The sequence below is a fragment of the Humibacillus xanthopallidus genome (genome assembly GCF_044793955.1).
Taxonomy (GTDB): Bacteria; Actinomycetota; Actinomycetes; order Actinomycetales; family Dermatophilaceae; genus Humibacillus; species Humibacillus xanthopallidus_C.
This window is the reverse complement of record NZ_CP084995.1, coordinates 3,086,254-3,100,565: the sequence shown is the minus strand read 5'-3', so window position 1 is coordinate 3,100,565 and position 14,312 is coordinate 3,086,254. Positions and strand designations below refer to the sequence as shown.

13 protein-coding genes are annotated in these 14,312 nt (G+C 73.5%); 11 read left to right on the top strand and 2 right to left on the bottom strand.

All coding sequences use genetic code 11. The features are described 5' to 3' along the window. Window positions 1-65 precede the first annotated feature (65 nt). Both LG278_RS13855 and LG278_RS13850 read left to right on the top strand, forming a co-directional pair. Entirely contained in the window at window positions 66-890 is an 825-nt protein-coding gene (locus LG278_RS13855; RefSeq protein WP_404387736.1) for a GNAT family N-acetyltransferase, read from the top strand. 41 nt (window positions 891-931) lie between these two features. Further along, on the top strand, window positions 932-1,342 hold the full coding sequence (locus tag LG278_RS13850; protein WP_404387734.1) for a MauE/DoxX family redox-associated membrane protein: 411 nt from the start codon (window positions 932-934) through the stop codon (window positions 1,340-1,342). Here the strand turns inward: LG278_RS13850 and LG278_RS13845 are convergent. After that, the gene (locus LG278_RS13845) at window positions 1,332-2,180 is read right to left on the bottom strand and encodes a GNAT family N-acetyltransferase (RefSeq protein ID WP_404387732.1); all 849 of its coding nucleotides are present in this window, start codon (window positions 2,178-2,180) and stop codon (window positions 1,332-1,334) included. The genes LG278_RS13850 and LG278_RS13845 overlap by 11 nt on opposite strands. Window positions 2,181-2,320: 140 nt before the next feature. Here LG278_RS13845 and LG278_RS13840 point away from each other — a divergent pair, with 140 nt between their 5' ends. Genes LG278_RS13840 through LG278_RS13830 form a run of 3 tightly spaced genes read left to right on the top strand, consistent with a single transcriptional unit; the run spans window position 2,321 to window position 5,647 of the window. Then, window positions 2,321-4,099 carry a proline--tRNA ligase gene (locus LG278_RS13840; protein WP_404387731.1) on the top strand — a complete coding sequence of 593 codons (1,779 nt, stop codon included), beginning with the start codon at window positions 2,321-2,323 and terminating at the stop codon, window positions 4,097-4,099. After that, window positions 4,096-4,845 (top strand): HAD family hydrolase, encoded by a 750-nt coding sequence (locus tag LG278_RS13835; RefSeq protein ID WP_404387729.1) that lies wholly within the window; start codon window positions 4,096-4,098, stop codon window positions 4,843-4,845. The genes LG278_RS13840 and LG278_RS13835 overlap by 4 nt, the downstream gene beginning before the upstream one ends. Window positions 4,846-4,864: 19 nt before the next feature. Further along, window positions 4,865-5,647: a TSUP family transporter gene (locus LG278_RS13830; RefSeq protein WP_404387728.1), complete on the top strand. Its 783-nt coding sequence runs from the start codon at window positions 4,865-4,867 to the stop codon at window positions 5,645-5,647. Window positions 5,648-5,752: 105 nt separating this feature from the next. Here the strand turns inward: LG278_RS13830 and LG278_RS13825 are convergent, their stop codons facing one another. Continuing rightward, a complete protein-coding gene (locus LG278_RS13825) occupies window positions 5,753-7,081 on the bottom strand; it encodes a cytochrome P450 (protein ID WP_404387726.1) in 1,329 nt (442 codons plus the stop codon). A gap of 69 nt (window positions 7,082-7,150) precedes the next feature. Here LG278_RS13825 and LG278_RS13820 point away from each other — a divergent pair, with 69 nt between their 5' ends. The 6 genes from LG278_RS13820 to LG278_RS13795 are packed head-to-tail and all read left to right on the top strand — an operon-like array spanning window position 7,151 to window position 14,268. Then, window positions 7,151-8,176, top strand: a complete 1,026-nt coding sequence (locus tag LG278_RS13820; RefSeq protein ID WP_404387725.1) for a 3-oxoacyl-ACP synthase III family protein — start codon at window positions 7,151-7,153, stop codon at window positions 8,174-8,176. After that, window positions 8,173-9,018 (top strand): glycosyltransferase, encoded by an 846-nt coding sequence (locus LG278_RS13815; protein ID WP_404387723.1) that lies wholly within the window; start codon window positions 8,173-8,175, stop codon window positions 9,016-9,018. The genes LG278_RS13820 and LG278_RS13815 overlap by 4 nt, the downstream gene beginning before the upstream one ends. Beyond that, a complete protein-coding gene (locus LG278_RS13810) occupies window positions 9,015-10,220 on the top strand; it encodes a cytochrome P450 (protein ID WP_404387722.1) in 1,206 nt (401 codons plus the stop codon). The genes LG278_RS13815 and LG278_RS13810 overlap by 4 nt, the downstream gene beginning before the upstream one ends. A 2-nt stretch (window positions 10,221-10,222) precedes the next feature. After that, window positions 10,223-11,842 carry a class I adenylate-forming enzyme family protein gene (locus tag LG278_RS13805; RefSeq protein WP_404387720.1) on the top strand — a complete coding sequence of 540 codons (1,620 nt, stop codon included), beginning with the start codon at window positions 10,223-10,225 and terminating at the stop codon, window positions 11,840-11,842. An 8-nt stretch (window positions 11,843-11,850) separates the two neighbouring features. Beyond that, entirely contained in the window at window positions 11,851-12,789 is a 939-nt protein-coding gene (locus LG278_RS13800) for an NAD-dependent epimerase/dehydratase family protein (RefSeq protein WP_404387718.1), read from the top strand. Window positions 12,790-12,834: 45 nt separating this feature from the next. After that, a complete protein-coding gene (locus LG278_RS13795; protein WP_404387716.1) occupies window positions 12,835-14,268 on the top strand; it encodes a ferric reductase-like transmembrane domain-containing protein in 1,434 nt (477 codons plus the stop codon). Window positions 14,269-14,312: the final 44 nt, after the last annotated feature.

The following is a 14,312-nucleotide window of genomic DNA, read 5'->3' as shown; positions in this document are numbered from 1 at the left end:
GCGCCCGGGGTGACACGGCCGGTCCGGGCAGGCAGGCTGTGAGGGTGCTTCGCCAACGTCTCCCTGTGCGGCCGCTGACGACCGCCGACCACGACGCTGCCCTGGAGTGCTGCGCGCGCGACCGTGCGGCCAACGTCTTCGTCGCCGCTCGCATCGTCGAGGGCTCGCTGCGCACGTCGCCGGGCTCGGTCGTGGGCCACTGGAACGGCAGCGAGCTCGCCGGCCTGGCATGGGTGAGCGCCAACGTCGTGCCGGTCGAGCTCGACGACGACGGCGTGGCCGGGGTGGCCCAGAGGATCAGCCGGATGCGGCGGCAGGTCGCCTCGATCTTCGGCCCCTCCCCGCAGGTGACCGGCCTCTGGGACCGGCTCGGACCCGGGTGGGGTCCGGTGCGCGCCGTGCGGACCCACCAGCCGCTGCTCACGACGTCGACCAAGCCCTCGGCGCTGGGGCTCGAGCTCGACGAGCGCGTGCGCCCGGCGCGCCCCGGTGAGGTCGACATCGTGCTGCCGGCCGCGGCGCACATGTTCACCGAGGAGATCGGCTACCCGCCCTACTACGGCTCCGACCGGGGCTACCGCGCCAGCATCTCGAGCCTCATCCGCGCCGGCCACACCTTCGTCCGGGTCGAGGACGGCGAGGTCGTCTTCAAGGCCGACGTCGGATCGCTCGCGCTCGGCTGCGCCCAGGTCCAGGGGGTGTGGCTGCACCCGCGGCTGCGCGGTCAGGGGCTGTCGGTGCCGGCGATGGCCAGCGTCGTCGAGCAGGTGCTGAGCGCCGGCGCCGACGAGGTGTCGCTCTATGTCAACGACTACAACGTGGCGGCGCGGGCGACCTACGCCCGGTGCGGCTTCCGCGAGGTCGGCGCCTTCACGACCGTCCTGCTCTAGGGAGAGGTCGGGGTCTGCCGACCCGCCCCTAGGGTGAGGGGATGAAGACCGTGACGAACGCACCCCTCGGCAAGGACGCCCTCGCGCTGGCCGGGCTCTTCCTCGCCTCCGGCACGATGCACTTCGTCAAGCCCGCGCCCTTCGAGTCGATGGTGCCCCGGCAGCTGCCGCAGCGACGGGCGCTCGTCTACGTCTCGGGCGCGGCCGAGATCGCCTGTGCGGTCGGGCTGCTCTTCCCGCAGACCCGCAAGGTGGCCGGCATCGCGTCCGCCGTGCTGCTCGTCGCCGTCTTCCCGGCCAACGTCACCATGACGGCACAGGCCGGTCGCGGCGTGTCGCGCGACCCCGGGAGCACAGCCAAGCAGGGCTACCTCGCGGCGACCGTCGCCCGGCTGCCCCTGCAGTGGCCGATGATCCGCACGGCCCTGCGGGCCGCCGGGGTCATGCGCTGAACGTGATGTGTACCCCGTCGCCCACGCGGCGGTAGCCCATGGCCTCGTAGATCGCGTTGGACGTCGGGTTGGCGAGGTCGGTGTAGAGCATGCAGCGCTCGCCGAGGTCCTGACGCTCCCGGCTGAGCGCTGCGACGACCCCGCTGGCGTAGCCGTGCCGGCGCAGCTCCGGCGGCGTCCAGACGCCCGAGATGCGGGTGATGCCGCCGTTCGCGGGGGAGGCGTAGGCCATCGACACCGGGCGGCCGTCGTCCTCCCAGAGGGCGACCCGGCCGTCGGCCACGGCGAGGGCGAGCGAGGGCGGCGTCCGTCCGCCGCCCTCGATGGCGTCGACGAACGCCCGGTTCCACCTGTCGACGAGGCCGAGATCGGAGGCCGACGCCCTACGGAAGCGTCCGCTCACCTCGAAGGGCAGCTGCGGCGCGACCGGCAGGTCGAAGCTGCCGATCTCCATGGAGACCCGCGAGCCCACACCGGTGCGCGCGACCCACTCGTCGGCGAAGGCCTCGGCGGGTCGGCGCTGCCCGCCGACGCCCGGCAGGGCATCACCGGCATCGGCCAGGCGGGCCGCGAGGTCGCGCGCCGTCTCCTCGGTGGCCACGGCCACGTGGAGCGGGTGGGGTGGGGTGTGCATGAAGGCGGCGACGACGTCGCCTGACGGGTCGGCGCCCAGCCACCACCGCGGACCCGTGTAGCGGGTGGGGTCGGCGACGAGGCCGTCGATGACGCTCGCCACGACGCTGAGGGCCGCCGGGTCGCGGTCGATGAGACCGGCGAGGCCGGCCTTGGCCTGCGCGGCATCGGTGACGAGGGTCAGGGTGGTCGGGGGAGGCGGCATACGGCAACGATGGCAAACCCCCGCGGCAGGTGCACGCGGTTAACCGCGCGGCGCAGCCGTGGCCGAGCGGGGCGGCATACCCCGATATCCTTCCGGGGTTCCGCACCACAGCTCAGCCGAAAGACCAACGAGGAGTCCCGGTGGCCCTGCACATGTCGTCCCTGTTCCTGCGAACCCTTCGCGAGGACCCGGCGGACGCAGAGGTCCCGAGCCACCGCCTCCTCGTGCGCGCCGGCTACGTGCGCCGCGTCAGCCCCGGGGTCTACACGTGGCTGCCGCTCGGCCTGCGGGTGCTGCGCAACGTCGAGAAGATCGTCCGCGAGGAGATGGACGCCATCGGCTCGCAGGAGCTGCTCTTCCCCGCGCTGCTGCCGAAGGAGCCGTTCGAGGCGTCCGGCCGCTGGATGGAGTACGGCGACAACATCTTCCGCCTGCAGGACCGCAAGGGCGCCGACCACCTGCTCGGCCCGACCCACGAGGAGATGTTCACCCTCACGGTCAAGGACCTCTACAGCTCCTACAAGGACCTGCCGCTCTCGATCTACCAGATCCAGACGAAGTACCGCGACGAGGCGCGGCCCCGCGCCGGCGTGCTCCGTGGCCGCGAGTTCGTCATGAAGGACAGCTACTCCTTCGACATCGACGCCGCCGGGCTCGACAAGAGCTACCAGCTGCACCGCGAGGCCTACGTCCGGATCTTCGACCGCCTCGGCTTCCACTACGTCATCGTCGCCGCCATGGCCGGCGCCATGGGCGGCAGCAAGAGCGAGGAGTTCCTCGCCACCGCCGAGGTCGGCGAGGACACCTACGTCCACTGCACGAGCTGCGGGTATGCCGCCAACGTCGAGGCCGTGCGCGTGCCGGCTCCCAGCCCGGTCGGGTGGGAGGGCGTGCCCGCCGCGCACGCCGAGGACACCCCCGACACCCCGACGATCGAGACGCTCGTCGACCACCTCAACGAGCGGTTCCCCCGGGAGGACCGCCCGTGGGCGGCCGGCGACACCCTCAAGAACGTCGTCGTCACGCTCGTGCAGCCCGACGGCACCCGCGAGCCGCTCGCGATCGGTGTGCCCGGCGACCGGGAGGTCGACGAGAAGCGCCTCGGAGCACAGGTCGAGCCGGCCGAGGTGGAGGCCTTCACCGAGGCCGACTTCGCCGCCAACCCGGCCCTCGTCAAGGGTTACATCGGACCCGGTGCGCTCGGCCTCGAGGGGACGACGGGCATCCGCTACCTGCTCGACCCCCGCATCGCCGAGGGCACCCGCTGGGTGACCGGTGCCAACGCCGCGGGCCAGCACGTCATCGACCTCGTCGCCGGCCGTGACTTCACCGCCGACGGCACCATCGAGGCCGCCGAGGTGCGTTTCGGCGACCCGTGCCCCTCCTGCGACCAGACCCTCTCGGGTGCCCGCGGCATCGAGATGGGCCACGTCTTCCAGCTCGGCACGAAGTACGCCGAGGCGCTCGACCTCAAGGTGCTCGACCAGAACGGCAAGCTCGTCACCGTCGTCATGGGCTCCTACGGCGTCGGGGTCTCGCGGGCCGTCGCCGCCGTCGTCGAGGGCAACCACGACGAGTCGGGCATCATCTGGCCGCGCGAGCTCGCCCCCGCCGACGTGCACATCGTCGCCGCAGGCAAGGACGAGGCGCTCTTCGTCAAGGCCGAGGAGATCGCCCGCGAGCTCGAGGTGCAGGGACTCACCGTGCTCGTCGACGACCGCAAGGGCGTCAGCCCCGGCGTGAAGTTCAAGGACTCCGAGCTCATCGGGGTGCCGACGATCCTCGTCATCGGGCGAGGCCTCGCCACCGGCACCGTCGAGATCAAGGACCGCCGCTCGGGCGAGCGCCGCGAGGTCGCGGTCGACGACGTCGTGGCCGCGCTCACCGCCGAGGTCACCGCGGAGGTCGAGCGCTCGTGACCCCAGCCGACCGGGCCGTGCGGGCGGTCCTCTTCGACTGGGGCGGCACCATCACGCCCTGGCACGAGGTCGACTTCCACGCGACCTGGGGGGCGTATGCCGCCGGGCTCGGTCACACGGGCGAGGCGCACGCCGCCTTCGTCGCCGCCATCTGCGAGGCCGAGGACGCCGCGTGGAAGCGGGGCCGCAGCGGCGGCGGCAGCGCCCGCCTGCACGAGCTGCTCGAGTCGGTCGGCGTCGCGGACGGTCACCCGGGAGCGGACGACGCGCTGGCGGCATACCGTGAGGTGTGGGAGCCGCACACGCTCACGCACCCCCACGTCGAGGAGCTCTGGATCGGCCTGCGAGACAGAGGGATCCGCGTCGGAGTGCTGTCCAACACGCTCTGGCCCCGCGACTACCACCGGTCGCTCTTCGAGCGTGACGGCGTGCTGCACCTCGTCGACGCCGACGTCTACTCCAGCGAGACGCCCTGGGTGAAGCCGCAGGCCGAGATCTTCGCGCACGCAGCCGAGGCGCTCGGCGTCGAGGCGGCCGAGTGCGCCTACGTCGGCGACCGCTCCTACGAGGACGTGCACGGCCCGCAGCAGGTCGGCATGCGCGCGATCTGGGTGCCGCACTCGATTATCCCGGAGGACCAGCAGGTCTCGCACGAGGCGACGCCCGACGCCGTGGCGCACGAGCTGCTCGACGTGCTCGCGATCGTCGACCGCTGGAATGGCGGCAGCGCGGGGTCCGGCGCGTGAGCAGCGCGAGGTCCAGCGCGTGAGCGACCCGACGCTCACGACCTTCGTCTTCCTCGGACTGGCCGCCTTTGCGGCGGGGTGGATCGACGCGGTCGTCGGCGGCGGGGGGCTCGTGCAGCTGCCGGCCCTGCTCGTCGGGCTGCCGGGGGCCTCGCCGGCGCAGCTGCTCGCGACCAACAAGTTCGGCTCGATCTTCGGCACGGCGACGAGCTCGATCACCTACTACCGCCGGGTGCGGCCCGACCTGCGCACGGCGCTGCCGATGGCGGCCGTCGCCTACCTGGGCTCGATCGGCGGCGCGCTCATCGGGCTGCACATCCCCAAGTCGGCGTTCAACCCGATCATCCTCGTGCTGCTCGTGCTCGTCGGCGCCTACACGATCTTCAAGCCCGACCTCGGCAAGGAGTCGATCCGGCGCTACGACGGGGCGCGGCACACGGTGCTGGCGATGCTCACGGGCTTCGTCATCGGCGTCTACGACGGGGCGCTCGGACCGGGCACGGGCAGCTTCCTCGTCTTCGCGCTCGTCGGGCTGCTCGGCTACAACTTCCTCGAGGCGAGTGCCAAGGCCAAGATCGCCAACTTCGCGACGAATCTCGGGGCGCTGACGGTGTTCCTGCCCATGGGGCTCGTGCTCTTCAAGGTCGGCTCGGTCATCGCCGTCGCCAATCTCGTCGGCGGTTACGTCGGCGCACGCACGGCCGTCTCGAAGGGCAGCGGCTTCGTGCGCGCGGTCTTCGTGATCATCGTCAGCGCCTTCATCGTCAAGATCACCGGCAGCCTCCTCGGCTTCTGGGCCTGACCCCGCAACACACCGAGCAATCGCCAACCCAGGGCGGTTATGCCCGGTGATGGTGGCGATTGCTCGGTGTGTTGCCCAGAAGGGTGCGGTCAGGTGGTGGGCCGGTCAGGGGGTGCGGCGGACGAGGAGGCGGCGGTAGGTCGGGATGAGCACGCCTCGGGCGGCCTGCCGGTCGACGACGGTCCAGGGTCCGGCGTCGGCCAGCGTGCCGACGACCTGGCGCAGCTCGGCCCGCGCGACCGCGGCTCCGAGGCAGAGGTGGCGACCCGCACCGAACCACAGGTGCCGGTTGCCGGGCAGGTAGGGGCGGTCGAGGTCGAGCGCCCCGGGTGCGGTGTTGGCGACGTAGGTGAGCGCCAGCACCCGGTCCCCGGCACGCAGGGTGCGGCCTGCGACCGTGACGTCGCGGGTGATGTGGCGACCGATGACGGGCGCCGGAGTCGTGACGCGCAGGCCTTCACGCACCGCGACCTCGAGCAGCTCGTCGCGCTCGCTCCCCGTGGCCTCGGCGAGACGCGCGGCCTGCCCCGTGTCGGCGAGCAGGGCGGCGGTGCGCGCGATGGCGCTGGCCGCGGTCTCGGTGCCGGCGACGAGCAGCAGCGAGGCGAGCCCGGTCGCCTCCTGCTCGGTGACCCCGAGGGCACGGCACCGACCGAGCACCGTCGACTCGGGCGAGGTGCGGAAGGCCTCGGGCACCCCGCCCGTCAGCCCGTCGAGGATCACGCGGGCCCGGTCGACGGTCTCGGGCGAGAGGTGTGTGTCGGACTGGGTGCCGAGCGCCAGCGCGGCCAGCTCCTCGCCCCGGGCGAAGACGAGCCGGTAGGCGCCCCAGTCGTCATCGTGGTCCAGCCCCGCCGTCGTGGCCTCGTCGGCGAAGGTCGTCGGGTCGATGCCGAGCATGGCGACGACGATCCGGCCGACGAGCACCCGTGCCAGATCGGCGACGTCGACGGCCCGCCCCGACCCCAGCTCGTGGGCGAGGTGAGCGGTCACCGGTGCAGCCGCGGGCGCGACGAGGTCGTGCGCGGCCGACTCCGTGAAGAGGTCGCGGGCCCTCGTGCGCAACGAGTGGTGGCCGCTGCCGTCGAAGAGGTCCTCGACCCAGTCGCCCAGCACCTGCGACCAGAGGTGCCCCACCCCGCCCTCACCGAGCAACGACGTCGACCGGTGGTCGACGAGCAGCTCACGGATGAGCACCGGGTCGCGCACCACCCAGCCGAGCCGGGGCACGCGGACGATGCGGGGGCCGAGCCGCGCCACCGTCACGAGCGCGCCGAGCGAGGGGTTGGCCGACCAGATGACGGTGCGCTCGCGGCGAGCGGCCGTGCGTGCGGCCGACCGGGGGCTCGCGCCACGGAGCGAGCGGGCACCCGCACCGGCACCGTCACCGGGGTCGCCACCGGTGTGAGTACGTCGGCTCAGCACGCGCGTCATGGCGTCACCGTAGACTGCGCGCAGCGCTCGCAGGGAGCCTTGTCGCCGAGCCAGGGAGGTCGCGGTCGCATGTCGGGCAGTCGCATCGCCAGTCGGATCACCGGGGTCAGCGCCCACGTCGCCGAGCACGCGATGACCGTCGAGCAGGTCGAGGCTCGCGTCATCGCCTCGAGCGAGGGTTTCACCCCACCGACCGGAGTGCTGGGGCGGCTCACGGGCGTGCGGAGCATCCACCATGCCGGGCCCGACACGCAGGCCTCCGACCTCGCGGCTGCGGCCGCCACGCGCACGCTGTCGAGCCTTGGGCTCGAGGCGACCGACGTGGACCTGCTCGTCTTCGCCTCGGCGTCACAGGACCTCGTCGAGCCGGCGACGTCACACATCGTGGCCGACCGGATCGGGGCCAGGTGCCCCGTCATGGACGTCAAGAACGCCTGCAACTCGTGGCTCAACGGCGTGCAGGTGGCAGAGGCTCTCATCGGCACGGGCAGGCACGAGAGGGTGCTCGTCGTCAGCGGTGAGATGCCCTCGCGCGCCGCCCGCTGGGATGTGCGCGACGTCGCCCAGTTCGTCGAGTCGGTGCCGGGCTACACGATGAGCGACGCCGGGGCGGCGGCCGTCGTCGAGCGGGCCGGGGCCGGAGCGCGCGGCGAGATCGTGCACCGGTGGTTCGGCGCGGAGTCACGGCACTGGTCGGTGGGCCAGCTGCCCGGCGGTGGCACGCGGCACCCGCGCGACCTCGACAAGACCTTCTTCGTCATGGACGGCGCGCGCCTGCGACAGGCCTTCGACAGCGTCGACGTCGAGGAGATCCACCGCGCGCTCAAGGCCGACGGCCTCGGCGTCGAGGACTTCGTCGCCGTCGCGGTGCACCAGGTCGCCATGCCCTACCTCGACGTCTTCGCCGAACGGCTCGGCCTGCGCCGTGACCTCGTCGTCGAGACGCTGCCCGACCACGGCAACTGCGCCTCGGTCACGCTGCCGCTCCAGTGGCAGCAGATCGAGCAGCGGCGTCTCGCGCAGCCGGGTGACCCGGTGCTGCTCGTCGGCTTGGCGGGAGGCATCAGCGTCGGCACGATGGCGGTGCGCTGGTGACCGACGGCCGGACCGACACCAGCGTGCCCGAGGACCGCGGCGGCCCGGACGCGACGGCACCGGACGTGACGGCACCGGACGGCATACGCCTCTGGGTGGTCGTGCCGGCCTGGAACGAGGAGCGCGGCATCGGGGCCACGATGACCGCGCTGGCCGCCCAGCGGGACCGTGACTTCACCCTCGTCGTCGTCGACAACGCCAGCACCGACGGCACTCGCTCCGCAGTCGAGCGCGCCTGTGCCGCAGCGGGACTCGCGGTCGAGCTGATCACCGAGCCGCGCAAGGGCACGGGCGCGGCCGCCGACACCGGCGTCCGGCACGCCATCGCGCACGGCGCCACGCACGTGCTGCGCACCGACGCCGACACCCTGCCCGCCCCGGGCTGGACGGCCGCGGCCCGGCGGGCGTTCGGCGGCGGGGCCGACCTCGTGACGGGGCCCATGCGGGCGCGCTCCGACGAGGTGCGGCTCAAGGTGTGGGAGCGTGCCGTGCTGCCCGGCGTCATCGGGGTGTGCCAGACCTTCGGCAGGCTGCGACCGAGCAACCGGGCACCCGGACTGCACGGCCCCTACCGGATGAGCCCGGGCTGCAACCTCGGCGTCAGCGCGACCGCCTACCTCGCCTCGGGCGGCTTCCCGCGCACCGCGATCGAGGAGGTCCACGAGGACCGCGAGCTCGTCAACCGGGTGCGGCGGGTGTCGGGGCGGGTCGAGCTGCACCGCGACCTCGTCGTGCACGCCTCGGTGCGCCGGCTGCGTGCCTACGGCCTCCTCGGCACCCTGAGGTGGTATCTCGACCACGGCCACCACCCCGACGTGGTCGACGTGCGAGCCATCGCGTGAGCTCACTAGCCCTGACGCGACGAGCCGCGCGCACCGACGTCGGCGCCCGGTGGGAGTCGCGACTCATCCGTGCCGCACACCCGGTCGTCGCTCGCGTCGTCGACGTCGCAGTCGCACGCCGCCCGGTCGTGCGGATGCCGGGCGTCGGGCTGCTCGTGGCCGACCCCGTGGCGGCGCGCCGGGTGCTCTCCGACACCGAGCACTTCGCCAAGCAGGGGCCGGGCTCGTCGGGCGCGCTCTGGACGCCGGTGCTCGGTGACCGCGTGCTGCTCAACATGGACGGCGACGAGCACGCCCGGCTCAGAAGGCTGCTCGCCGACCTCTTCTCGCCGCGGGTCGTCGACGAGGTATGCCGTGAGGCCGCCGACCCGATCATCGCGCGGGCGGGGGAGCGGCTGCGCTCGGGCGAGGCGCTCGACGTCGTGCAGCTCGCACGCGACGTCTCGGCCGCCGTGATCGCCGTGGTCGTCGGCCTCTCCGCCGACACCGACCCCGCCGCGCTCGTGCGTGCGAGCGACGACATCGAGTCGATGGTGACGTGGCGCACGCGCGCCCTCGATGCCGACGACGTCGACCGGGCGCGACGGGCGCTGGCGGTCGTGCAGGACGCGGCCGAGGCCGCACACCGGGAAGCGCGTGGCGACACCGTCATGGGCAGGCTTGCGCTGCAAGGCGTTTCGCTCGACGATGGGCGATCAGTGGCGGCGGCGCTCTTCCTCACCGGCGTCGGCACGGTCAACAGCGCGCTGCCGCGGATCATCGGGCAGCTCGCCGACTCGGGCCTGCTCGAGCGTGGGCCGGCGACCAGCACGGACGTCGACGCCGTCGTCGCCGAGGGTCTGCGCATGACCACGCCCAGCCTCGTGACGCTGCGGCGCTGTGCTCGCCCGACCGAGCTGCACGGCATACGGCTGCGACAGGACGAGCGGGTCGTCGTGCTGCTCTGGTGGGCCACCCGCCTCGAGGGCGGCTTCGACCCCGGGCGCCGAACGCCGGCCGAGCTGCGCCACCTGTGGTTCGGGGCCGGGTCGCACTTCTGCCTCGGGGCCCCTCTCGCGCTCGCCCAGCTGCGCGCGATGACCGCGATGGTGCTCGAGGTGGCTGCCGAGCGCGGGCTCGTCATCGCCAGGCGTCGCGCGGCCCGGCGCGTGCTGGTGCCGCGGTATGCGGAGCTGAGCCTCGGCGCCGGGGCCGGCGGGTGACCGTGACAGCGGCACCCGACATCGTCAGCGTGCTGCTGCAGCGGGCCGACCTGCACCCCGACCGCGTGGCGATCCGAGACGCGCACGACCGTTCGGTGACCTACGGCGACCTCGCTCTCGGCGTGCGCGCGGTCGCGTCGCACCTCGATCGGGCGGGCCTCGAGCCCGGGGACGGGGTGCTGCTGGCGGTGCGGCCCTCCCCACGAGCGGTCATGGCGGCCCTCGGAGTCGTGCTGGCCCGCGCGGTCGTCGTCGTGGCCGACCCGGGGGCGGGGGAGGCGCTGGTCGACGTGCGGCGCCGCGTCGTCCCCGTGCGTGCCGCTGTGGCGGACACCCTCGTGCACGCCGCGACGCGGCGACCGCTCTCCTCGGTGCTGGCTCGCCTGCCCGCCACCGCAGGCCTCCAGCTGCCCGACCTGTCGACCCCCGGTCTCGTCCACGTCGTCACCGGCCTCAGGCTCCCGGGAGTGCCGCGGTCGGCGACCCGGTGGGAGTCGCTGACACCGGGGGCGGCGACCCATGTCGAGGGCGAGACCAGCCGTGACGCCCTCGTCGTCTTCACCTCCGGCTCGACCGCCGCGCCACGAGCCGTCGTGCACACCGTCGCGTCTCTCTCGGCCGGGGTGCACGCGGCCGTCACCGCGCTCGACCTCGACGAGCACGTCGTCATGCACACCGACCAGCTGATGATCGGCCTGCCCACGCTGGTGGCCGGTGGCCTCTGGTCCCTCCCTCCGGTGACCGCCTCGACGCGGGCGTGGGTGCGGCAGGCGACCCGGGCGGGCGCCACGCACGCGTATGCCGTGCCGGCCAAGCTGCTCGCAGCCGCCGAGATCGGCCTGCCGCCGACGGTGCGTCACGTCGCGACGGGTGGCGCACCCGTGCTCGGGGCCGGCATCCGGCGGCTGGGGCAGCTCGCGCCCGGCGTCTCGATCCGGGCCGTCTATGGCCTGACGGAGGCGCTCCCTGTCGCTGTCGCGAGGGGGGAGGAGGTGCTCGCCTCACCGCCCGGCCGCACGTCGCTCGGGCGGCCGCTGCCCGGGGTGTCGGTGCGCATCGACCACCCCGACGACGCCGGCGTGGGTGAGATCGTCGTCGCCGGGCCTCAAGCGCGAGACCGACTCGCGGGCGAGCCTCCGACGTCCGAGGTGCGCACCGGCGACCGGGGCGTTCTCGCGGACGACGGCACGTTGCTGCTCGCCGGCCGCGCCAAGAGCATGATCATTCGGGGTCAGGCCAACATCTATCCCGACCTCGTCGAGCCACTGCTGCTCGCACGAGACGACCTCGGTCTGCGCGACTGCGCGCTCGTCGGGCTGGCCGACCGGGTGACGGGCGACGAGCGCGTCGTGCTCGCGGTGGTGCCCGCCCCTGACACGCATCGCGACCGGCGCGCGTGGCCGCCTCGGCAGGTGGGGCGCGACGGGAGCGCATCGCGCCACACGGTGCAGGCCCTCGCCCGCGCCGTGCACCGGGCCTGGCCGGCGCTCGCCGACGAGGCGTGGCGACCCGACGACGTCGTCGTGGTCGGGGCGATCCCGCGGCGCGGCCGCTCCGGGGCGGTCGACCTCGACGCGGTGCGGGCCCTCGTCACCGGGGCGCCGGGGAGCGACCGCGGGTGAGGGTGGCCGTGACCGGCGCCAGCGGCTTCGTCGGTGGGGTGGTCGCCGAGCGGCTGCTGGCCGCGGGTCACGACGTCGTCGCGCTGAGCCGCCGCCCCGTGCCGACGCGGCCCGGACTCGAGCATCGGACGTGGGACCTCACGACTGGTCGCCTGCCCGACCCGCCGACCGTCGACGCCGTCGTGCACGCCGCGGCCCACGTCGACGAGTGGTCGCCGTGGTCGGTGCACGCCGCCGTCACGGTGCGCGGGACCCGGGCCGTGCTCGACACGTGGCCCACGGCGCGGGTGGTGCTCATCTCGTCGGCGAGCGTCTATCCGCTCCGCGGCCGCCACAGTCCGCGATGGGTGCTCACCGAGGACGACCCGCCGACGCGACGCCCGCTCTCCGACTACAGCAGGGCCAAGATCGCCCAGGAGCAACTCGTCCTCACGCGCAGCGACACCGTCGTGCTGCGACCGCACGCCGTGCACGGCCGCGGTGACACGACGCTGCTGCCCCGACTGGCCCGAGCCCGTCGACGCGGGCGGCTGGTCTGCCCGGGCGGGCCAGGCACGCGCGTGCACCTCACCGACGTGCGTCTCGTGGCGGCCGCCGCCGTCGCGGGGTGCGAGATCGACTGCGGCACCAGCATCGTCAACGTGGCCGACGAGAGCCCGCTCCGCCTGCGAGACGTCGCGGCCGGTGTCGTCGCGGCCAACGGCTGGGAGGAGCGACCGCTCTTCACCGGGGCTCCCGCAGCGTGGGCCGCGGTGCTCGCCCTCGAGGGCACCGCACGCCTGCTGAGGTCGCGCACCCCACCGTTGCTCACGGCATACAGCGTCTCCCATCTCGCAGTGAGCCGTGCCTTCTCCACGACACGGCTCCGCGAGCGTCTGGGGCTGACGCCTCCGCCCACCGACCTGACCCGCTGGACCGCCCGGGGGCCACTCACACCACCGTGCTGACGCGGCCACAGGTGGCGCACAGCCGGTGGCAGAAATGTGGCCACCATGAGCGCAGCCGTCCTCCCCGAGGCACCCGACCTCCCGTCGACGATCCCCGCGGTCGCGCACCCTGCGCCGCGCCACCTCCGACCGACACCACTGTGGTGGCGTGACGCGACCGCCGCGACGGGGTGGGCGCTCGTCCTCTTCGTCGTCGCGCTCTGGGTCGCCGGTGGTGGCCTGACGGACTTCACCTCCGTGGGGGAGTCGCTGACCAACCTCGGGCGCCTGACCGGACTGCTCGCCTCGGTGCTGATCCTCATCCAGGTGCTCCTCATGGCGCGCATCCCGATCGTCGAGCAGGCCTGGGGTCAGGACGAACTCGCGCGCGCGCACCGCCTCGTCGGCTTCACGTCCTTCAACCTCATGATCGCCCACATCGTGCTCACGATCCTCGGCTACAACGCCGGCACCGACCTCGGCGTCATCGGCACCTTCATCGACGAGGTGCTGCACTCACCGGGCATGCTGCTCGCCCTGGCCGGCACGGTCGCGCTCGTCATGGTCGTCGTCACCTCGCTCAAGCAGGCCCGCCGCCGGCTGCGCTACGAGTCGTGGCACCTGCTGCACCTCTACGCCTACCTCGGTGCCGGTCTCGCCCTGCCGCACCAGCTGTGGACCGGTGCCGACTTCACGGCCAGCACCGTGGCCACCGTCTTCTGGTGTGGGCTGTATGCCGCGGCCCTCGCCGCCGTCGTCGCCTTCCGGGTCGCCCTGCCGCTCGTCCGCTCCCGCCGGCACCGTCTCGTCGTCTCGGAGGTGAGGGCCGAGTCGCCCACCGTCACGTCGGTCGTCGTCACCGGACGCGATCTCGACCGCCTGCCGGTCCGGGCAGGACAGTTCTTCCAGTGGCGCTTCATCGACGGGGAGGGCTCGTCGCGGGCCAACCCCTACAGCCTCTCGGCGGCGCCCGACGGGCGGAGCCTTCGCCTCACCGCCCAGGCCGTGGGCGACTCGAGCCGTCGACTGGCCGCCCTGCGGCCCGGCACTCCCGTGCTCGTCGAAGGGCCTTACGGCCGGCTCCACTCCGGGGTGCGCACCCGCGAGCGGTCGGTGCTCATCGGGGCTGGCATCGGCATCACCCCGCTGCGTGCCCTGCTCGAGGAGCTGCCGGCTGGGCCGGACGCCACCGTGGTGATCTATCGCGTCGGCCGGCAGGCCGACATCGTGCTGGCCGACGAGCTCCTGGAGCTCGCCCGCGTCAAGGGTGCTCGCGTCGTCGCCGTCGTCGGCCACCGGCGCACCGACCGCGACAGCTGGCTGCCGTCCGACTCCGCCCACCTGGGCGACGCGGAGGCGCTGCTGCGCATCGTCCCCGACCTTGCCCAGCGAGACGTCTACGTGTGCGGCAACCCCGACTGGATGGACGCCGTCATCGCGGCAGCCACGGACGCCGGCGTGCCCGCCGCGTCGATCCATCACGAGCGCTTCAGCTACTGACCGATCCCGAGCCCTTCGCACCCGACCCGCACCCGAACCCGAAT

Excerpts from the sequence above, each read along its gene's own strand:
- LG278_RS13825 (WP_404387726.1), bottom strand. The coding sequence starts at position 7,081 with ATGACGCGCGTGCTGAGCCGACGTACTCACACCGGTGGCGACCCCGGT.
- LG278_RS13795 (WP_404387716.1), top strand. The coding sequence starts at position 12,835 with ATGAGCGCAGCCGTCCTCCCCGAGGCACCCGACCTCCCGTCGACGATC.
- LG278_RS13845 (WP_404387732.1), bottom strand. The coding sequence starts at position 2,180 with ATGCCGCCTCCCCCGACCACCCTGACCCTCGTCACCGATGCCGCGCAG.
- LG278_RS13850 (WP_404387734.1), top strand. The coding sequence starts at position 932 with ATGAAGACCGTGACGAACGCACCCCTCGGCAAGGACGCCCTCGCGCTG.
- LG278_RS13820 (WP_404387725.1), top strand. The coding sequence starts at position 7,151 with ATGTCGGGCAGTCGCATCGCCAGTCGGATCACCGGGGTCAGCGCCCAC.